Genomic DNA, 19,801 nt, shown 5'->3' on the forward strand with positions numbered 1-19,801 from the left:
GTTTTCAGTCACATCACAACGCCGCCACCCATTTCCGCACATCCTGGACATACAGTTGCGGCGACTCCATCGCGGCAAAATGGCCGCCGTGTTCGACTTCGCTCCAATAAGAGCCTATCCCAGTAGATGAATACGTCCCCTGCTGGCGCCCCTCAGCAGCGGGGACTGCGTTGATCGTCGTCGCGTGGCCCGCCACGCTTCCTCCTCACGCCTGGTCCGCGCTGCTGATGCGCTGCCAGCAGAAGACGCTCACTAAGGCTCCTCGGCGGATTCGGCGAACGCGCGTCGCCGCTGTAGACCGCATAGCCGGTTGGCACTTGCACCCGTTTCCCGGCCGGTATGCGGGTAACGCCTTCTTCATGACAGCCGGTATAAAACCAGGTGGACGTTTGAAAAGCATCGTTCATGATGTAAATCATGACGTTGGTCAGCAACTGGTCTTTGGAAAAAACCTGCTCGAACGGACGCGTGCGCTTGTCCGACCACGCATAAAAACGCTCGATCAGCCAGGCCGCCTGGCCAACCGGGTGATCCACCATGCCATACGCCAGCGATTGCGGATGCGTCGCCTGTAAATGGTAATACCCGCCCAGGCGCGCTTCATGCTCGGCGCCGTCCTGGTAGAACTTCCTTTCAGCATCATTAGTTGCTGACAATTGTGTTGCGGCGATCATCAAGTTCAAATGCATCGCCCGCAACGATTGCGGATGATCGATGCCCAGCCAGCCGGTGACGCCGGCGCCCCAGTCGCCGCCCTGCGCGAAATAGCGCTGGTAGCCAAGGTTTTCCCGCATCAGCTTGTCGAACAGGCGCGCCGTGGTGCGCGCGCCGATCGGCGCGGCCGGCTTGCTCGATGGGCCGAATCCCGGCAGCGACGGGATGATCAAGTCGAAGGCGTCTTCCGGCTTGCCGCCAAAACGCGAGGGGAAGGCCAGCGCTTCGATCGCTTGCCAGAATTCGAAAGTCGAGCCGGGCCAGCCATGCGTCAACAATAAGGGCCGGCGCGGTTTGGCGCCGCGATCCTCGCCGATGACGCGCACAACATGCAGCGTGAAATCTTCCACTTCAGTGGTAAATTGCGGAAAGCGGTTCAAGTTATCCACGGCGGCGGCCATATCAAAGCCATCGACCCAGTAATCGCACAGCTCGCGCAAGAAGCGCGTATCACAGCCATATTTCCAGCCGGCGCCCAGCGCTTCCTGGGGGAAACGGTAGGCGGTGATTTTCTTTTTCAGGCTGGCAATCTGTTCGGCCGGCCACACCACCTGATAGGGGCGCAGTAGCGGATTGGCCGCTTGCGCCGCGGCGTATGCGGCAGGCAAGACGCCGAGGGCGTAGCCGACCGCCGCCGCCGCCCCCGTTTTCATTAACAGGCGGCGCTGGCCGCTGTCAGGATGATATGCCGGCATGCCCGGCGCTGAATCGATGGAACAATGGTGTGACATGGCTATTTCCTGTATGGATGGCTCGGTGAGCCAGTAATGCCGGCATCATCGGTTCGCGATTCTTGTTTGATAATCCATGTCAATTCAAATTCATCTTTTGATTTTTCTTAATAATGCAGGCCGCAGCAAAATTAGTCATCCAGTGTGTGGCGCCTTTTTGCACATGCGGCCCTTATCCTGTTCGACAGGCACACTTTTTCCAATTTTTTTCAAGTAAAATGCAGGAAATTCGCTGCTTTCAGGGGTTTGACAGCAGGCAAGATACATAGCTGGCAACAGGCGGTGCAGCACCGGCTGGTCCAGGCACTCTTTTAGCAGGCCCTCTTTTATAATCGTTTATGTCCAAAAGCCCGTCGCACAAGCCCGTCGAAATCAAGATTTCCACTGTTGTCGCTGTCTCCGCCATCTTGCGCAGCCCGGATATCCGGGCGCTGGATGCGGCCCTGAAACAAATGACCGGCGGCGTCGCGGACTTTTTCGAGGATGACCTGGCGGTGATCGACATGGCCGATATCCAGGCCGGCTGCGCGCCGGTCGACTGGACCGGCCTGACCTCGCTACTGAAGAAGTACCGTCTGAATCCGGTCGCCGTGCGCAATGCGCCGCAAGAATTGCACCCGGCGATACTGGCCCACGGCCTGAGCCTGGACAGCGGCAAGACCCATGAAGAAGCCCAGCCGGCCGCTAGCAATGCGGCGGCGATCCCGGCCGCGATGCAGCAGGCGCAGGCCGCGCCGGTGCAGGCCGGCGTGATGATCATCGATACGCCGGTGCGCGCCGGCCAGCGCATTTACGCGCGCGGCTGCGACCTGATCATCACTGCGGTGGTCAACAATGGCGCGGAAATCATCGCCGACGGCAGCATCCACGTTTACAACACCTTGAACGGACGCGCGCTGGCTGGCGCATCCGGCAATCCCGAAGCACGCATCTTTGCCCTGTCGATGGAACCGGAGCTGGTATCCATTGCCGGGGTGTACCGTACGTTTGAAGACGGTTTTCCCGCTGAACTGGCACGCAAGCCGGCGCAAATCCGCTTGGCCGGTGACAGAATCGATATACTAGCTGTCAATCCCGCAACCCGCTCTTAAGCTTAGACATCAAAAAAGGATCTTTTGTGGCAAGAATTATTGTTGTGACGTCCGGCAAGGGCGGTGTCGGTAAAACGACTTCCAGCGCCAGTTTTTCAACCGGCCTGGCGATGCGCGGTCACAAGACCGCCGTGCTCGACTTCGACGTGGGCCTGCGCAATCTCGACCTGATCATGGGTTGCGAACGCCGCGTGGTCTACGATCTGATCAACGTCATCAATGGCGAAGCGTCGCTGAACCAGGCCCTGATCAAGGATAAGCACTGCGACAACCTGTTCATCCTGCCCGCCTCGCAAACCCGCGACAAGGATGCGCTGACCGAAGACGGCGTCGAGCGCGTGTTGAACGACCTGATCAACATGGGCTTCGAATTCATCATCTGCGATTCGCCGGCCGGCATCGAGCATGGCGCGCTGATGGCGCTGACCTTCGCCGACGAAGCGATCATCGTGACCAATCCGGAAGTGTCGTCGGTGCGCGATTCGGACCGCATCCTCGGCATCCTGCAAGCCAAGTCGCGCCGCGCGCAGACGGGCGGCGAGCCGGTCAAGGAACATTTATTGATCACCCGCTATTCGCCGAAACGGGTCGAGTCCGATGAAATGCTGTCCTACCAGGACGTGCAGGAAATCCTGCGCATCCCGCTGGTCGGCATCATTCCGGAATCGGAACAAGTGCTGGCGGCGTCGAACCAGGGTAACCCGGCGATCCATTTCAAGGGCAGCGACGTGGCCGAAGCGTATGAGGACGTGGTCTCGCGCTTCCTCGGCGAAGAGGTGCCACTGCGCTTTACCAACTACGAAAAGCCAGGTCTGTTGCAGCGCATCTTTGGGGCGAAGTGATATGGCATTACTCTCTTTCCTGTTTCCATCCAAGCCCAAGACCGCCACCGCGGCCAAGGAACGCCTGCAAATCATCATCGCGCGCGAACGCAGTGGTCGCGGCGGCCCGGATTTCTTGCCTGCGTTGCATAAAGAGTTGATCGAAGTCATTTCGAAGTACACCAAGGTCAACCCCGACGACATCAAGATCTCGCTCGACCGCCAGGGCAACCTGGAAGTGCTCGACGTGAACGTGGTGCTGCCGGATTCCTGATCCTCAGCAAGCACCCGATAGTCCCAAGGGCCGGCCGCAAGCCGGCCCTTGTCATTGCGGCCGCACCGGCAATAATTCCTGCGCCACCACCGCGCACGCGTCCACATGATGGTAGCCAATCTGGCGGAACACCGCATAACCGATGGCCGCCGCCGCCACTTGCCCGGCCAGCGGCACGAAGCGCGTGGCCTGCTTGGCCAATATCTTCACGCCGCTGCGCTTGAGCAGGCTCAAAATCAATTCGCGCGTCACCAGCTTGCCAACCAGCACGCCGCCCATGCCGACCGCCGCCTTGTACGCCATCAGCTTGAATTGGGGATTCAACCGCTCGATCTGTTCCGGCGTCAGGCCGAATTCCTGGTTGATCTCATCGATCAGCACGGTGAACAGGCCGACATCGGACACCACGTCGATGCCCGGCAGCGGCATCGCCGACACGCCGGCCGACATGGTGGCGCGGCGGCGCACCATGCGGCGGCAGCGCTCACGCACTTGCTCGATTTCATGCTTGCTGCCGGGGATCAGGGTCCAGTCGGTAGTTTTACTTGTACTCATCTTTTGCCTCGCTTGCATCACAGCCGGGCATGACGCCCCTATATGACGTCCATACATGCACCCCATATGGCGTCGCCAGCCGGTTTATCCAGTTCCAGTGTAGCGTGATCCTGGCCAGGATGCCGCACCGCTCCGGCCACGGGGCCGGCCCGGATCGTATTCGTATTTATACTCATGGACGTATAAATGCAGGTTATCTCTGTTATATTTCATCCAAGCATTCCTTTACATTACGATAATCGGCAATCGTCATTACCCATCGCTTCCAACACTCCACATCATGAGAATTGTCGTACTTGATAGCGACCGTAGCCAGGCAGAGCTGATCTGCCAGGTACTTACCTCTGCAGGCCACGCCTGCCACCATTACCAGAGCGGCAAAGAGTTACTGTCCCACGTGCGCAAGGACAGCGCCGACATGCTGGTCCTGGAATGGCAGGTCAGCGACCTGGACGCCGCAGAAGTGGTGCGCCGGGTGCGCGAAAAGCTCCCGCCCAAGGCGCCCGTGTTGTTTCTAACCAACAATTCTGGCGAGGATGACATTATTTCCGGCATCACCGCCGGCGCCGACGATTACATGATCAAGCCGCTGCGCCGCAACGAACTGGTATTGCGCGTGCAAGCGCTGCTGCGGCTCGCTTACCCGGCCCAGAATGGCGCCGAACAGCTGCAGTTTGGCCAGTACATCTTTGAAACCCGGCCCGGCCGCCTGCTGCGCGATGGCGACTTGCTGGATGTAACCCACAAGGAGTTCTCGCTGGCCTTGCTGTTCTTCCGTAATATCGGCCGGCCGTTGTCGCGCGCCTACATCCATGAAGCCGTGTGGCTGCGCGAAACGGTGGTGCCGTCGCGCACCATGGATACCCATGTCTCGCGGGTGCGCAATAAATTGCAATTGAAGCCGGAAAACGGTTACCGGCTGGTGCCGGTGTATAGCTATGGTTACCGGTTGGAAAAATTAGGCAACCATTAAGCTGATTTTATTGATCAATCTGGCATGCCAAACTGGCGCCGCCTGAGCAGAAATGCATGGCGCGGTATAATGTCCGCATACGATGTCATCCTAGCCCGAAATGCAACTGCTCGCCGTCGGCCTCAACCACAATACCGCACCAGTGTCGCTGCGCGAACAACTGGCGTTTGCTCCTGAGCAATTAAGCCAGGCGGTGGTGGCTGCGCGCGCGTGGTTCGAGCGCATCGATCCGCGCGGCAACGATGAAGCGGCGATCTTGTCGACCTGTAACCGTACCGAGCTGTACGCGGCCAGCCATGTGCCGAATCCGCTCGACGCCGGCGCGCATTTCCTGGCCGACTTTCATAAACTGAATTACGCCGAACTGCGTCCGCACCTGTATATGTTGCCGCAGCACGAGGCGGTGCGCCACACCTTCCGGGTCGCGTCCGGCCTCGATTCGATGGTGCTGGGCGAAACCCAGATCCTCGGCCAGATCAAGGATGCGATCCGCACCGCCGACGAAGCTGGCGGCCTCGGCACCTATCTGCACCAGTTATTCCAGCGCAGCTTTTCAGTCGCCAAGGAAGTGCGCAGCACCACCGAGATCGGCGCCCACAGCGTGTCGATGGCGGCGGCGGCCGTGCGGCTGTCGCAACGCATCTTCGACAAGATTTCCGAGCAAAACGTGCTATTCATCGGCGCCGGCGAAATGATCGAGCTGTGCGCCACCCATTTTGCGGCGCAAAACCCGCACAGCATCACCATCGCCAACCGCACCATGGAGCGCGGCGAATTGCTGGCGCACCGCTTTAACGGCAACGCGGTGCGGCTGGCCGACCTGCCTGAAAAACTGGCGCAATTCGATATCGTGATTTCCTGCACCGCCTCGTCGCTGCCGCTGATCGGCCTCGGCCTGGTCGAGCGCGCCATCAAGGCGCGCCGCCACAAGCCGATGTTCATGGTCGACCTGGCCGTGCCGCGCGATATCGAGCCGGAAGTCGCCCGCCTGAACGACGTGTTCCTGTACACGGTGGACGACCTCGGCAAAGTGGTGCAGAGCGGCCTCGAAAGCCGCCAGGCGGCGGTGGCGCAAGCCGAATCGATCATCGAAACCCGGGTCCAGTCGTACATGAGCTGGGTCGACGACCGTGCCATGGTGCCGGTGATCCAGGACATGCATGAAACCAGCGAATCGATGCGCCTGATGGAAGTCGAACGGGCCCGCAAGATGCTGGCCAAGGGCGCCGACATCGACGCCGTGCTGGAAGCGCTGTCGAAGGGCTTGACCGCCAAATTCCTGCACGGCCCGCAACAAGCCTTGCACCGCGCACAGGGCGACGAACGCGCGCACCTGGCCACGCTGCTGCCGAAACTGTTCCGCGGCCGCCGTTAGCTGCGGCGCCGCGGCGCCCCTCTGCATGCCGGTCGCGGACCGGCGCTCTCTTTCACCCTTTGTTTGCACCGAATGCCCATGAAACCATCAATGCTGGCCAAGCTGGATCAACTGGCGAACCGCCTGGTCGAACTCGACGAATTGCTGATGCACCAGGAAGCGACGTCGAATATGGACAATTACCGCAAGATGACCCGCGAGCATGCCGAACTCGGCCCGCTGGTCGCCTTGTACCATTCCTTCCAGGAAGCCGGCAACGACATCGCCACCGCGCAAGACATGCTGGCCGACCCGGACATGAAGGATTTCGCGCAAGAAGAAATCGAGGCGGCGAAAGTCACCATGGCCCGGCTGGAGCGCGAATTGCAAACCATGCTGCTGCCGAAGGATGCGAATGACGAGCGCAACATCTTCCTCGAAATCCGCGCCGGCACCGGCGGCGACGAATCGGCGCTGTTCGCCGGCGACTTGCTGCGCATGTACACCCGTTTTGCCGAGCGCAACCGCTGGCAGGTGGAACTGGTGTCGGCTTCCGAATCCGACCTGGGTGGCTACCGGGAAGTGATCGTGCGGCTGGTCGGCAATGGCGCCTATTCCAAGCTGAAATTCGAATCCGGCGGCCACCGCGTGCAGCGCGTGCCGGCCACCGAAACCCAGGGCCGCATCCACACGTCGGCCTGCACCGTGGCGGTGATGCCGGAAGCGGACGAAGTCGAAGACGTCAACATCAACCCGGCCGACTTGCGCATCGACACCTACCGCGCGTCCGGCGCCGGCGGCCAGCACATCAACAAGACCGACTCGGCGGTGCGCATCACCCATTTGCCGACTGGTATCGTGGTCGAATGCCAGGACGACCGCAGCCAGCACAAGAACAAGGCATCGGCAATGAAAGTATTGGCGGCGCGCATCAAGGACGTGCAATTGCGCGAACAGCAATCGCAGGAAGCGGCGACCCGCAAGAGCCTGATCGGTTCCGGCGACCGCAGCGAGCGCATCCGCACCTACAACTTCCCGCAAGGCCGCATGACCGACCACCGCATCAACCTGACCCTGTACAAGCTGGACTTCATCATGGACGGCGACCTGAGCGAGCTGACCAATGCGCTGGCGGCGGAACACCAGGCGGAACTGCTGGCCGCGCTGGGCGATTAAGAGCGAGCGCCTGGCGTTTTTTTAAGTGGCACCTAAGCAATAATTTTCTGGCTTTATGCGAAAATGATCCGCTTGCGGCATCGCCGCCGCCTATCCTAACCTTACCGGATATTTCATGAAAAGTTCGCGCAACCTGCTGTTATTGATCGCCGCCGCCTGTATCGGCTTGCTCGGCGTGGCCATGTATTTGCAGCATGTGGTCGATATGCTGCCCTGCCCGCTATGCGTGATCCAGCGTTATATTTTCCTCGGCATCGCCATCGTGTGCCTGATCGGCGCCGCCAGGCAGCCTCAAGTCGGCGCCGGCCTCGGCTTCCTCGGCGCGCTCGGCGGGCTCGGCGTTTCTGGCAAGCATTTATACATCCTGGCCCATCCAGGTTTGTCGTGCGGTATCGATCCGCTGGAAACCTCGCTCAACAAGATTTTCACCGCCCAGTACCTGCCCTTCATCTTCAAGGCCGACGGCCTGTGCGAAGACGCCACCGCGCCATTCTTCGGCCTGTCGATCCCGCAATGGGCCTTCGTCTGGTTCGCGATTTTCGCCATCGGCACGCTGTGGCTGCTGTTGCGCCGCAAGAAATAATGCAGGCATCGGGTATCGTCCAGGCCGGTACGTCGGTCGCCGCGCTGCAAATCCGTCCGGCGCTCGATGCGGTGGATAACCGCATCTTGCTGTGCCACGCGCTGGGCCTGTCGCGGGTCGGCCTGATCACGCAGTCCGAACGGCTGCTGACGGAACCGGAAGCCAGCCACTTGTCGGCACTGATCCAACGCCGCCTGGCCGGCGAACCGGTCGCGTACATCGTCGGCCAGCGCGAATTCTTCGGCTTGCCGTTTGAAGTCAGCGACGCGGTGCTGATTCCCCGCCCGGACACCGAATTGCTGGTCGAGCTGGCGCTGGAGCGCCTGCCGCGGCAAGCCCGCTTGCTCGACATGGGCACCGGCAGCGGCGCGATCGCCGTGGCGCTGGCGCACAGCCGTCCGGACGCGTCGGTCAGCGCGCTCGACGTCAGCAGCGCGGCGCTGGCGGTGGCGCGCCGCAACGCCAGCGCCAACGGCGTCAACATCACCTTCATGCACAGCGACTGGTATGCCGCGCTGGGCACCGAGCGCTTCGATGTGATCGTCTCCAATCCGCCGTATATCGCCAGCGGCGACCGCCATCTGTCGCAAGGCGACTTGCGCTTCGAGCCGGCCGGCGCGCTGACCGACCACGCCGACGGCCTGTCGGCGCTGCGCATCATCGTGGCCGGCGCGGCGCGCCACCTGGCGCCGCAAGGCTGGCTGCTGATGGAACATGGCTACGACCAGTCCGGCGCCGTGCGCGCGCTGCTGGACGCCGCCGGCTACCGCGACGTGCAAAGCTGGTGCGACCTGGCCGGCATCGAGCGGGTCAGCGGCGGCCGCCTTTTCCCTTCCTGAGCGGCGCCCTGGCGCGCCGCGATTTGCTAAAATAGCAAGCGCGCTTTTGATCACTCTCGGCACGCGCTGCGCCTTGCCGGCCCCGTCTTTCCCGGGCGTCCAGGGGCTTTTTGGCGGGTCGGCAACGCGTCTGTCGATTTTCGGTTAATCTCAGCACCAATTATTTATTTGCTGCACAAGAAAGGAAGCTCAAATTGCCCAACCTATTGACTCGCCGCCTGGCCTTGCTGACTGACGATGCCAACCGCGCGCTGCTGGGCGGCTTGCGCGGCATCGAAAGAGAAACCTTGCGTGTCGACGGCGCCGGCAGCCTGGCGCGCACGCCGCATCCGGCCGCCATGGGCTCGGCATTGACGCATCCGCAAGTGACCACCGACTACGCCGAGGCGCTGCTGGAATTCATCACGCCGGCCGAAGCCGATATCGGCACGACACTCGACCAGCTCGACCTGATCCACCGCTATGCCTATACCCAATTGGGAAGCGAGCTGTTGTGGAGCCAGTCGATGCCTAGCACCTTGCCGCCGGAACCCGACATCGAGATCGCCAACTACGGCACGTCGAATCTCGGCACCTTGAAGCACGTCTACCGGCGCGGCTTGGCTTTGCGCTATGGCAAGGCGATGCAATGCATCGCCGGCATCCATTACAACTATTCGCTCGACGATGGGCTGTGGGCCCTGCTGGCCGCCGACAGCGCCACCGCAAGCGGGGGCGCAAGCGGGGGCGCCGGCACGGCCAGGGATATCCAGTCGGCCGCCTACCTGGCGCAAATCCGCAACTTCCGCCGCTACAGCTGGCTGCTGATGTATCTGTTCGGCGCATCGCCGGCCGTGTCGCGCTGCTTCCTGCACGGCCGCGACCACAAGCTCGAGAGCCTGTCCGGCGACACGCTGTTCCTGCCGTATGCGACCAGCCTGCGCATGAGCGACCTGGGTTACCAGAACGATGCGCAATCGGGCTTGCGTCCGCATGAAAACAGCCTCGACGATTACGTCGACGCGCTGACCAGGGCGGTCAACCAGCCGTATCCGCCGTACGCCGAACTGGGCACCAAGAAGGATGGCGCATGGATACAGCTGAGCACCAACGTGCTGCAAATCGAAAATGAATATTATTCGACGATACGCCCGAAGCGCGTGATCCGCACCGGCGAGCGGCCGATCCAGGCGCTGTGCCTGCGCGGCGTGCAATACATCGAAGTGCGCTGCATGGATGTCGACCCGTTCGAACCGGTCGGCATCAGCCTCGAAACCGGCCGCTTCCTCGACGCCTTCCTGCTGTTTTGCGCGCTCGACGACAGCCCAGCCATCGATGCCCGGCACAGCGCGGCCTACACGGAAAACTTTGCCCGCACCGTCAAGGAAGGACGCCGTCCCGGCCTGACGCTGCATAACGGCGACCAGGAAGTCACGCTGCAGGCCTGGGGCCAGGAATTGCTGCAAAAGATAGCCCCGGTGGCGGCCTTGCTGGACGCCCGCAACGGCGGCAGCGCGCATGCCGACAGCCTGGCGGCGCAAGCGGCCAAGCTGCTCGACCCGGACCGCACGCCATCGGCCAGGGTACTGGCCGAGCTGCGGGCCAACGGCGGCTCGTTCGCCGCGTTCGGCCTGCGCCAAAGCGAGCGCCACGCGGCCTACTTCCGCGCCCATCCGCCGACCGGCGCGGAACAGGCGGCGTTCGCCGAACTGGCCGCCACTTCACTGGAGGAACAGCGCGCCATCGAGCAAACGCCGGCCGGCACCTTCGACGATTATGTCGCCGCCTACCGCGCCAGCACCTTGTGCTCGCAAAACTGAAGCTGACAACGTAGCCTTCACCATCTCGCCACCATCGCGGAGCGCCCCTTGCTGACCTTCTACAATGAATTGCACGGCCAGCACCGGGGCCGCTACGAAATCTTTCGCGGCGAAATGGTGCCGTGCTTCGAAAAACCGGAACGGGCCGACATCGTCGTCGCCGAACTGGGGCGACGCAACCTGGGCCGCATCGTCACGCCGCACGGCGTGCCGTTGACTTCGCTGGAACGTATCCACACGCCGCGCTACCTGCATTTCTTGCGCCACGCATGGGCCGACTGGCTGGCGCTCGACCCGGCCAATGCCGAAAAAGATGCGTTCCCGGCCGTGTGGCCGGTACGCACGCTGCGCGACGATATCGAGCCGGAAAATTTTTGCGCCCGGCTCGGCCTGTATTCGATGGACAGCGGCACGCCGCTGACGTCGGGCACCTGGATCGCCGCCAAGACCGGCGCCGATTGCGCGGTCAACGCGGCGCATGCGCTGCGCCTCGGCGAACGCTCCGCCTTTGCGCTGACGCGGCCGCCCGGCCACCATGCCGGCGCCGATTTTTTCGGCGGCTACTGCTTCCTCAACAATGCCGCGCTGGCGGCCCAGCATTTGCTGGACGACGGCGCGCGCAAGGTCGCCATCCTCGACCTCGACTACCATCACGGCAACGGCACCCAAAGCATTTTCTACCAGCGCAGCGACGTGCTGTTCCTGTCGCTGCACGCCGACCCGCGCCATGAATATCCGTTTTACCTGGGCCACGCCGATGAAACGGGCGCCGGTCCCGGCGCCGGCTTCAACATGAACCTGCCGCTGCCGGCCGGCACCGGCAGCGCCAGCTGGTTCGCGGCGCTGGAAACGGCCTGCCTCCGCATCGCCGGCTATGCACCGGACGCGCTGGTGGTGTCGCTCGGCGTCGACACCTTCGCCGGCGATCCGCTGTCGCAATTCAAGCTGCAAAGCGCCGACTTCCTGCGCATCGGCGAACGGCTCGCCTTCCTCGGCTTGCCGACCGCCTTCATGCTCGAAGGCGGTTATGCGGTCAAGGAAATCGGCATCAACGTGGTCAATGTACTGGAAGGTTTCGAGACCGCCGAGTAGCCGGCTTCATAACCTCCCTTCCTCTCCAGGCGTAAAATATTGCCGGCGCTGGTGCTGGCCCTGGTGCACCGGGAACATGGTCGCGTAAAACTCGGTCCAGCCGCCCATCCGCACCCGCACCAGGTTGTAGCGCTCCGGATCGTTGACCGCCGCCTGGTACGTGGCCAGGTCGGCGCAGGTCAGCGTGATCAGGTTGGAGCCGGTTTCGCCGCGCGCATACGCCTTGACGAAGGCCTGCAATTGCTCAAGAGGGAACGCTTCGGCGATATTCATGTCGACCGGCGACGCGTTCGACAAGCCATACTCGACCGCATCGCCGCGCCAGCTTTGCAGCGCCTGATAGATGTTGCGGAACGCCGGCGCGGGCGGCAAGTCCTGCGGCGCCGGCGCCGGCGACAGGTCGGACGCGATCGGCATGCCGTTGCGCCGTCCATCGGCCGACGCGCCGCAGCCGAGGCCATCGCCGACATACCCTTCGAAGGTGCCGATGCCCGGCGTGACGACGAAATCGGCGACATTGAAGTTCTTGGCGACGCCGTCCAGCACCGGCTGGAACGCCGGCGCCGGCTGGCGTATCGTATCGACGCAGATGCGCACCAGATTCTCAAGCAGCCAATTGCCCAGCGCATCGACGTCGGCATGGCCGCTGCCCCACTTCGGCAAGGCCAGCGCGATGGCCCGCAATTCGCGGTAGCGCCGGCCGCGCTCACCGGCGTCGGCCGGCCCCAGCAACTCGCTCTGGTACGGTTCGATCATGTCGTGGCCCCAGTCGTTGATCAGGCAATCGACCAGTTCCGGCAAGGTGGTCACGGCGCTGGCCGGATCGAATACCAGCGCCCGTATCGCATACAGCGCATCGATGGTGTTCGAGACGCCGACGCACAGCGGCGCGATCATGTTAAAGCGCGCGCCGCCGTCGGTCAGGTCGCGCCCCGCGTCGAGGCAGCCGTCGATGACGGCCGACAGCAAGGGACTCGGACAGACCCCGGCCAGCTTGCCGAGCCCGCTCAATATGGTGCTGTAGCTTTGCGCCGTCAGCCACTCCAGCTGCCGCAGGAAGATGTCCTGCAACTGCCCGAAGCTGGTAATCGCGCCGGCCGGCGGCGAGCGGAAGGTTTGTTTCAGGCCGCGCAGATAGACCGGGCCGGCCTGGCCGTAGCAGGCGCCCTGGTTCAGGGTCTGTTCCAGCGCCGTCATCGGCGTCACATTATTGAAGGCAAACGCCGTGGCGCCGGCCAGCATCGGTTCATAACAGCCGTCGGCCGCGTAGTTGCGCGACCATGCCGGCGTCACGGTCGGACCGGAATCCTGCAGCGCCTGGCACAGCCGGTCGTCCTGGTACAGGATCGGATGGGCGCCGCCGGCCAGCAGGCAGCGCGCGGCCTCGTCCATGATGTCGTCGGGGATGCCGTCGTACACGCGCAGCGACAGCGTCGGCGCATTGACGGGAATCCGCCGCGCCGCCTTCAGGCACAGCATCGTCACCGCATTGGCGCCGCCGGTCGGCGCCGCGTCGCCATTGGCGACATAACCGCCGACGGTGATTTGCTGGACCCACTGATTGATGCCGCCGCCCTGCGGAAAATTGCCGCCGTAGCCACACACCGCGGTGGTGCCGTAGGTTACGTAATCGGTCACCGCGCCGCGGTTGACGAAGGCGTTCTCGCCGATCTTGAGCCACAGGCAATCGATGATTTCCTGGGCCCGCCCGGTATCGATCTGGTCTTGCTCCAGCAGCGGCCACAGGATCTGGTCGAGCCGGCCGAACGAGGTCAGTTCGCCGACCAGGTGCAGGCAGCAGTGGAAGGAAAACACCAGTTGCACGCCATCCTGGAAGCTGGCCGGCGCTGCGCTGGACAAACGCCGCAAGCGCGCCGCCACATCCTGCATATTGGCCGCGTCGTCCGGATCCGCGGCACTGGCGGCGGCCGTATCGGACAACAGCGCCCAGTTTTCCAGGTAGCCCTGCACGCCCTGCAGCGACCATAGCGCGGCGGTATAAAAATCGGCCTGCGCGCCCGCCGCATCCGGTCCCAGCGCATCCAGTTTCGCTTGCACCCGGGCGATCAGGCCGCCCAGCCCCAGCGTGACCAGGGTCTGGTAATCCGGCACCACATGGCCCATCGCCGACCATTCGTTCAACTGGCCGTTCAGCCAGGCGCTCATGGTTTCATCCTCGCTCAGATAGGGCACCACTTCCTTGCCGCGTCCCAGCGTGAAATCGGGGATGATGCCAACAATCAATTCTTCGGGATAAATCCGCAGCAAGCCGTTGTGGCGCGCGATCTCCGACTCCGGATGCGACAGCAGGCCGGCCAGCGTCTTTTGGTTGGCCAGCCCCTTGCGCAGCGCGACCGGCTGGGCCAGTTCGGCCGCACTGGCCAGCGTCGACAAATGCGGCAGGCGCGGAAATGGCGAGCGGCTCAGCCAGCCATCGCTCCAGTGCGAAAACGCCCGTCCCAGCAAGGACAGCAGGCGCGCGCCGGGCGGGTCGCCGGCGCTATATTTGCCTTCGCTCATCTGGTGCAGATAGTCTTGCGAGTTGTAGAACATATAGCCGTTCCTGCTGCGCACATCCCAGTGCGCATCTTCCGTCACGTCGTCGACGGTGGCGGCCGGCACGCCCAATTCGCTGGCGCTCGGCACATACCAGTAACTGCCCGCCACGCCCTGCACCACGCCCATCAGGCGGTCGGCGGGACGGTCGGGACGCTCGCCCATCATGTGCTGGATGACGCTTTCAAAACGCGGCTGGCGGTTGCAGAAGGCGACGAACATCAAGCCTTTTTCGCGCGCCGCGCTGCCGGCGTGCTCGCCGAACGGCAGCGCCTGGCGCAGGAATTTCAAGTTGTCGCCATTGGCGTCCTTGACATGCACCCGGTGGATATGGGCGTTGCGGTCATGCTGCGGCAAGATGGCGCCGTCGGGATTGCGGCCCAGCATGGCGTCCTGCGCATCGGGCAGCATGGCGCCGATGGTGCTCCATTCGAACAGGAATTTTTGCGTGAACGCATAACACGCGCCGGGGAACTCGCCATCGACCAGGATGTCGCTGGCCATGCTGACCGGGTCGTTGGGATTGGTAATGCCGTCGAGATAACGGCCGCCCATCACCTTGCCGTCGCTGCGCTTGCCGGCGGCGACGATGTCGATCTGCGCGGCCAGCGCATACAGCCGCTCGCGCACCGACTGCATCAGCGCCTCGGCGGTGGCGGCGCTGGCCGCCTTCACGTACAGCAGCACGTCGCCACCGGTGTCGCGCAACTTCGGCGAGTTGTTCAGCACCGTGCGTTCGACCGGGATGTCGCGCTGGCGCCACCGTCCCCACAGCGCCGGATCGAAGGCCGCCACCAGGCCGGCGGCGTCCTGCGACGCCTTGGCGGCGTTGGCCAGCTCGGCGATCACATCGAGCAGCGCCTGTTCCGTAGCGGCGCTCTGGTCGCGCAAGGTCAGCGTGGCGATCTGGCCGAACACGGCATGGGTCAGCAATCCTTGCTGGGCATATTGGATAACATCGAGCGGCATAGCATCTCCTTTGGTATAGTTTTCAGGCCAACCGTGCACCTGCGGGGAGACCACGCATGACGCCATCCTCATTGCAGGTTCGGCAATACTATAGGATAGGATTTGCGGCAATCTCTCGTATTCTCACCGCTTGATATGTAGCAACTATCTGCGCTCGTAAAACAATACAATTAAATAGCTTGCTATTTAATTGTGAGTTATGTATAGTGTGGACATGGGCGCTGCAGCGGCAAGTCAGGCAGGTGGAACCGCTGGCAGCCAGCCCATGCAATAGAATACCAGTCATCTTTATAGTGCACTATTTAATAGCATTCGATGCATTGCATCCCACTCACTGAAAAGGAAACATCATGTCGATCGAAAAAGTCTTGTACCGCGCTCAAGCAACCGCAACCGGTGGCCGCGAAGGCCGCGCCATCTCGTCCGATAATGTGCTGGACGTGCAACTGACGACGCCGAAAGAACTGGGCGGCAACGGTGCAGCCGGCACCAATCCTGAGCAATTGTTTGCCGCCGGCTACTCGGCTTGCTTCCTGGGCGCGATGAAATTCGTCGCCGGCCGCGACAAGATCGCGCTGCCGGCAGGCTTGCAAATCGAAGGCCATGTCGGCATCGGTGCGATTCCTACCGGTTTCGGCATCGAAGTCGAATTGAAAATCTCGCTGCCGGGCATGGAGCGGGCCGCCGCCGAAGCGCTGGTCGCCGCCGCCCACATCGTGTGCCCCTACTCGAACGCGACCCGCGGCAATATCGACGTCACGCTGACCATCGTGTAATTACGCCGTCGCCGCACCGAACCGCCAGCGCATCCTGCAAGGGATGCGCTGGCGGTTTTTTGTATGCGCCCCTAGAATAGGGATTACTCGACAATACAGGGAACACCGATGACCGATTGGGCGTGGCTATCATTTGAGCAACTCAGTACAGCCGAGCTGTACCAAATCCTTGCTCTTCGGCAAGATGTTTTTATCCTGGAACAGCAATGCCTGTACCCGGATATCGACGGCTGCGACCAGGCCGCCTGGCATTTGCTGGGCTGGCAAACGGTTGACGGCCAGCGCCGGCTGGCCGCCTATCTGCGCTGCCTGGCGCCGGGCGCCAAATTCCCGGAAATGGCGCTGGGCCGGGTACTGACCGCACCGGCCGCGCGCGGCGGCGGACTCGGCAAGCAATTGTTACAACAGGGCATAGCCTGCGCCGAACAGCAGTTTCCCGGCCACCCGATCCGCATCGGCGCCCAGCACCACCTGGAGCGTTTTTACCAAGGTTTCGGTTTTAACACCATCAGCGCGCCCTACGATGAAGACGGGATTATGCATATCGATATGCGGCGTTGAACCATCCTGACAAGCTGCAGCAATTTTCTGTTGTCGGCTGCGCAAAATGTATTGGTTTTAAGAATCGTGGCTGATATGCTATCCAAGTTGCAAAGCAAGCACGTCCATTCCTTAACGCCCCCTCTTCCTTGGTATAAAGCAGCGAGATATGGAGAACGTCACGGAGCACGCTCCGCACCCAGCCCCCAGATCCAGCCGCGCCGAGGTGCTGTCGGGCCAGTACCAGATCCGCCGCCGTCTCGGCGAAGGCGGTTTTGGCGAGGTGTTCGAAGCGTGGGACACCCAGTTGCGCCGCAACGTCGCGCTGAAGCAGTTAAAACCGATGACGGCCGCGTCCGGCGCCGACCTGCTGCTGGCGGAAGCGCGGCTGGCCGCTTCGCTCAAGCATAGCGCCTTCGTCAAGATTTTCGCGATCGACGATGTCGGCGACGATGGCGCCCAGTCGATCATCATGGAACTGGTCGAAGGCGACACGCTGGGCCAGTTCGGCGCGATCCGCGCGGTGAGCCACGCACAGGCGCTGGACATCGCCGCCCAGGTGGCCGAGGCGATGTACCAAGCGCACCAGGCCAAGCTGGTGCACGGCGATATCAAACCCTCCAATTTGATGCTGGAAGCGTCCGGCAAGGTGCGCATCCTCGACTTTGGGCTGGCCCGCCAGATCGACCGCCAATCCGCCGAAACCGTGCTGCTGGGCGGCGCCGATACCCATGGCACGGTGGCGTACCTGGCGCCGGAACGCTTGCTGGGCAAGCCCAGCAGCCCGCTCAGCGATATTTATTCGCTCGGCGCGGTGCTGTATGAATTGCTGGCCGGGGAACGGCCGTTTGCCGAATTGAACGGCCTGGCGCTGGCCGCCGCGCACTTGAATTCCTCCTCCGCATCCTGGCCGGTGCCGGATGGCGGCGATGCCGCCGTCATCGCGCTGGTGCGCAGCATGACCGCCAAGGACCCCGACCTGCGCCCGCCGTCGATGCAGGCGGTCGGCAAGGCGATCCGCGCCATCACGCATCCGGACGCCAGCGTGCGGATCGAACTGGCGCCGGACAGCATCGCCGCTGCCGCCGCCCTCCCTGCCGCACGCCGCTTTGGCCTGCGCACCGTCTGGCTCGGCCTGGCGCTGGTCGTGCCGCTGCTGACGCTGGGCGCATGGCAGGCCGGCTTGCCGGCGCAGATCGGCCAACCGGCGCAGCCGCCGTACTCGGAAGCGGCGGCCATGCGCGACGGCCTGGAAGCGCTGCGGGTATCCGACCGCGACGGCAGCCTGGACCAGGCCATCGCCGCCTTCGACAGCATCCTGGCGCGGCAGCCGGCGCACGCGGCGGCGGCGGCCGGCCTGTCGCTGGCCTACAGCCTGCGTTATTACGGCGACCGGCTCGATGAAACCTGGCTGCAGCGCGCCGACGCCAGCGCCCAGCAGGCGCTGTTGTACGACGACCAGCTGGCGCTGGCCTATGTGGCGCAAGCGTGGGTGCGCGAATCCCAGGGCAGCTACGACGAAGCGCTGGCGATCACCGAGAAAGCGCTGGCGCTCGATCCGCTGAACTTGTTCGCGCTGTTCGGCAAGGTCGATTTGCTGACCCGCATGCGCCGCTACGACGCGGCCGAACAATCGATCGCGCAAGCGATGCGCGCCTATCCGAAGGAGCGCCAATTCTCGGATTCGCTGGGCAAGCTGCGCTACCTGCAAAACAATTATGCCGCCGCCGAGCAGGCATTTCGCCGCAGCATCGCGCTGGAACCGGATGCGGTGTACGCCTACGCCAATTTGAACCAGGCCCTGCTGCGCCAGGACCGCAGCGACGAAGCGCTGCAAGTACTGCAGCAAGGTTTGCAAATCCGCCCCAACAGCCGTTTGTACGGCAACCTGGGCACCGCGTTGTTTGCGCGCGGCAATTACCACGGCGCGGCGGAAGCGTTCGAACACGCGGTATCGGCCAGCCAGGGCAATCCGAACCTGTACCTGAACTGGGCCAACCTGGCCGACACGCTGCGCTGGATACCGGGCCGCGAAGCGGCGTCGCGCCACGCCTACCAGCAAGCCGCCGATTTGCTGGAGCCCAGGCTGCGGCGCGCGCCGTCCGACATCACCTTCAAGTCGCGCATGGGGCTGTACCGCGCCAAACTGGGCCAGCGCAAGGCCGCGCTGGCGTGGACCCTGGATGCGCTGCACAGCGATGCGGCCAGCGCCGACGTGCGTTTCCGCGCCGCGGTCGCCTACGCGGTCTCGAACGAGCTTGAAAAAGCGGTGACGCAACTGATACAGGCGCGCAAGCTCGGCTATCCGGCCAACCTGATCGACAGCGAGCCGGACTTGATGACGGTCCGGCGCGACGCCCGCTACCACCTCCCCCCTCCACCACCAAAGAAAGCGCAAGATGAGCAAACCTAAGGATGTCACCCTGATCGTCGGCTTCGATGCGGACCAGGTCAGCGACCAGTTGGCGTATCAATTCATTTCGGCCGACGGCGGCCAGCCGGTGCATCCGACCGGCTTGTTCAAGGGTGAAATCTTCTTCAACGAAGGCGAAATCTTCCACCTGCAAGTACGCGGCGGCGGCAAGCGCAGCACCTTCACGTCGTTCCAGGTCATCGATTGCGCCATCGTGACCTTGCCGAAGATCGTCTCGGCCGGCGAGCAGCGGCCGACCCGCTACGCGGCGCCGTCGCCGTTCCTGCAAGCGACCGGCGCGTGTTATCCGCTGGCCCTCGATTTCGCATCGGACACGGTGCTCGACGAACTGCGCGGCTACCGCTTGATCAAGCAGGACTGGAAACATACGCTGGACGTCAGCAATACCCCGGGCCGCTGGGAAATCTCGGTGGTGATCACGGTGCGGATTTTCCGCAATGTCGACCAGCAGCCGGAAATCCGTGTGTTTTCCTTCGATCCGGAAGGCCAGGTCGGCCCCGGGCGCGGCTCGGACTGATCGCCGG

Annotated in this window: 17 protein-coding genes; 14 read left to right on the forward strand and 3 right to left on the reverse strand. The window is 63.0% G+C overall.

Features of this window, described 5'->3' with window-relative positions; all coding sequences use genetic code 11:
- Nucleotides 1-152: 152 nt before the first annotated feature.
- A complete protein-coding gene (locus tag GJA_RS24020) occupies nt 153-1,445 on the reverse strand; it encodes an epoxide hydrolase family protein (protein WP_051781292.1) in 1,293 nt (430 codons plus the stop codon).
- A gap of 338 nt (nt 1,446-1,783) precedes the next feature.
- Here GJA_RS24020 and minC point away from each other — a divergent pair, with 338 nt between their 5' ends.
- The 3 genes from minC to minE are packed head-to-tail and all read left to right on the forward strand — an operon-like array spanning nt 1,784 to nt 3,631.
- Complete coding sequence (gene minC, locus GJA_RS24025; RefSeq protein ID WP_038497517.1) at nt 1,784-2,536, forward strand: septum site-determining protein MinC; 753 nt, start codon at nt 1,784-1,786, stop codon at nt 2,534-2,536.
- Between the two features lie 26 nt (nt 2,537-2,562).
- Complete coding sequence (gene minD, locus GJA_RS24030; RefSeq protein ID WP_038497520.1) at nt 2,563-3,378, forward strand: septum site-determining protein MinD; 816 nt, start codon at nt 2,563-2,565, stop codon at nt 3,376-3,378.
- A gap of 1 nt (nt 3,379) precedes the next feature.
- Entirely contained in the window at nt 3,380-3,631 is a 252-nt protein-coding gene (gene minE / locus GJA_RS24035; protein WP_038497522.1) for a cell division topological specificity factor MinE, read from the forward strand.
- A 51-nt stretch (nt 3,632-3,682) separates the two neighbouring features.
- On the opposite strand, the gene GJA_RS24040 is transcribed toward minE, so the two are convergent.
- A complete protein-coding gene (locus tag GJA_RS24040; RefSeq protein ID WP_038497525.1) occupies nt 3,683-4,186 on the reverse strand; it encodes a hypothetical protein in 504 nt (167 codons plus the stop codon).
- A gap of 280 nt (nt 4,187-4,466) precedes the next feature.
- Here GJA_RS24040 and GJA_RS24045 point away from each other — a divergent pair, with 280 nt between their 5' ends.
- From GJA_RS24045 to GJA_RS24075, 7 genes are all read left to right on the forward strand, one after another.
- On the forward strand, nt 4,467-5,159 hold the full coding sequence (locus GJA_RS24045) for a response regulator transcription factor (RefSeq protein ID WP_038497527.1): 693 nt from the start codon (nt 4,467-4,469) through the stop codon (nt 5,157-5,159).
- A 100-nt stretch (nt 5,160-5,259) separates the two neighbouring features.
- Entirely contained in the window at nt 5,260-6,534 is a 1,275-nt protein-coding gene (gene hemA / locus GJA_RS24050; RefSeq protein ID WP_038497529.1) for a glutamyl-tRNA reductase, read from the forward strand.
- Between the two features lie 78 nt (nt 6,535-6,612).
- A complete protein-coding gene (gene prfA / locus GJA_RS24055) occupies nt 6,613-7,689 on the forward strand; it encodes a peptide chain release factor 1 (protein ID WP_038497531.1) in 1,077 nt (358 codons plus the stop codon).
- A 115-nt stretch (nt 7,690-7,804) separates the two neighbouring features.
- Entirely contained in the window at nt 7,805-8,272 is a 468-nt protein-coding gene (locus tag GJA_RS24060) for a disulfide bond formation protein B (protein WP_038497533.1), read from the forward strand.
- Nucleotides 8,272-9,111, forward strand: coding sequence for a peptide chain release factor N(5)-glutamine methyltransferase (gene prmC, locus GJA_RS24065; RefSeq protein ID WP_038497535.1), 840 nt, complete (start codon nt 8,272-8,274; stop codon nt 9,109-9,111). Before GJA_RS24060 ends, prmC begins: the two co-directional genes overlap by 1 nt.
- 194 nt (nt 9,112-9,305) lie before the next feature.
- Complete coding sequence (gene gshA / locus GJA_RS24070; protein ID WP_038497537.1) at nt 9,306-10,910, forward strand: glutamate--cysteine ligase; 1,605 nt, start codon at nt 9,306-9,308, stop codon at nt 10,908-10,910.
- Nucleotides 10,911-10,958: 48 nt separating this feature from the next.
- Nucleotides 10,959-12,002 carry a histone deacetylase family protein gene (locus GJA_RS24075; protein ID WP_038497539.1) on the forward strand — a complete coding sequence of 348 codons (1,044 nt, stop codon included), beginning with the start codon at nt 10,959-10,961 and terminating at the stop codon, nt 12,000-12,002.
- A 6-nt stretch (nt 12,003-12,008) separates the two neighbouring features.
- Here GJA_RS24075 and GJA_RS24080 read toward each other — a convergent pair whose 3' ends face one another.
- Nucleotides 12,009-15,527: a Dyp-type peroxidase gene (locus GJA_RS24080; protein ID WP_038497542.1), complete on the reverse strand. Its 3,519-nt coding sequence runs from the start codon at nt 15,525-15,527 to the stop codon at nt 12,009-12,011.
- Nucleotides 15,528-15,877: 350 nt separating this feature from the next.
- On the opposite strand from GJA_RS24080, the gene GJA_RS24085 reads away from it, so the two are divergent.
- From GJA_RS24085 to GJA_RS24100, 4 genes are all read left to right on the forward strand, one after another.
- Nucleotides 15,878-16,303, forward strand: a complete 426-nt coding sequence (locus tag GJA_RS24085) for an organic hydroperoxide resistance protein (RefSeq protein WP_038497544.1) — start codon at nt 15,878-15,880, stop codon at nt 16,301-16,303.
- A 108-nt stretch (nt 16,304-16,411) separates the two neighbouring features.
- Nucleotides 16,412-16,864: a GNAT family N-acetyltransferase gene (locus GJA_RS24090; protein ID WP_038497546.1), complete on the forward strand. Its 453-nt coding sequence runs from the start codon at nt 16,412-16,414 to the stop codon at nt 16,862-16,864.
- Between the two features lie 148 nt (nt 16,865-17,012).
- On the forward strand, nt 17,013-19,256 hold the full coding sequence (locus tag GJA_RS26365) for a serine/threonine-protein kinase (protein WP_081905553.1): 2,244 nt from the start codon (nt 17,013-17,015) through the stop codon (nt 19,254-19,256).
- Nucleotides 19,243-19,794 carry a hypothetical protein gene (locus tag GJA_RS24100; protein WP_038497548.1) on the forward strand — a complete coding sequence of 184 codons (552 nt, stop codon included), beginning with the start codon at nt 19,243-19,245 and terminating at the stop codon, nt 19,792-19,794. Before GJA_RS26365 ends, GJA_RS24100 begins: the two co-directional genes overlap by 14 nt.
- Nucleotides 19,795-19,801 lie beyond the last annotated feature (7 nt).

Source organism: Janthinobacterium agaricidamnosum NBRC 102515 = DSM 9628 (assembly GCF_000723165.1).
Classification (GTDB): domain Bacteria; phylum Pseudomonadota; class Gammaproteobacteria; order Burkholderiales; family Burkholderiaceae_D; genus Janthinobacterium; species Janthinobacterium agaricidamnosum.

Coding starts and splice junctions, on each gene's coding strand:
- GJA_RS24020 (WP_051781292.1), bottom strand. CDS start 1,445: ATGTCACACCATTGTTCCATCGATTCAGCGCCGGGCATGCCGGCATAT.
- minC (WP_038497517.1), top strand. CDS start 1,784: ATGTCCAAAAGCCCGTCGCACAAGCCCGTCGAAATCAAGATTTCCACT.
- minE (WP_038497522.1), top strand. CDS start 3,380: ATGGCATTACTCTCTTTCCTGTTTCCATCCAAGCCCAAGACCGCCACC.
- GJA_RS24040 (WP_038497525.1), bottom strand. CDS start 4,186: ATGAGTACAAGTAAAACTACCGACTGGACCCTGATCCCCGGCAGCAAG.
- GJA_RS24045 (WP_038497527.1), top strand. CDS start 4,467: ATGAGAATTGTCGTACTTGATAGCGACCGTAGCCAGGCAGAGCTGATC.
- hemA (WP_038497529.1), top strand. CDS start 5,260: ATGCAACTGCTCGCCGTCGGCCTCAACCACAATACCGCACCAGTGTCG.
- prfA (WP_038497531.1), top strand. CDS start 6,613: ATGAAACCATCAATGCTGGCCAAGCTGGATCAACTGGCGAACCGCCTG.
- GJA_RS24060 (WP_038497533.1), top strand. CDS start 7,805: ATGAAAAGTTCGCGCAACCTGCTGTTATTGATCGCCGCCGCCTGTATC.
- prmC (WP_038497535.1), top strand. CDS start 8,272: ATGCAGGCATCGGGTATCGTCCAGGCCGGTACGTCGGTCGCCGCGCTG.
- GJA_RS24080 (WP_038497542.1), bottom strand. CDS start 15,527: ATGCCGCTCGATGTTATCCAATATGCCCAGCAAGGATTGCTGACCCAT.
- GJA_RS24085 (WP_038497544.1), top strand. CDS start 15,878: ATGTCGATCGAAAAAGTCTTGTACCGCGCTCAAGCAACCGCAACCGGT.
- GJA_RS24090 (WP_038497546.1), top strand. CDS start 16,412: ATGACCGATTGGGCGTGGCTATCATTTGAGCAACTCAGTACAGCCGAG.
- GJA_RS26365 (WP_081905553.1), top strand. CDS start 17,013: ATGGAGAACGTCACGGAGCACGCTCCGCACCCAGCCCCCAGATCCAGC.
- GJA_RS24100 (WP_038497548.1), top strand. CDS start 19,243: ATGAGCAAACCTAAGGATGTCACCCTGATCGTCGGCTTCGATGCGGAC.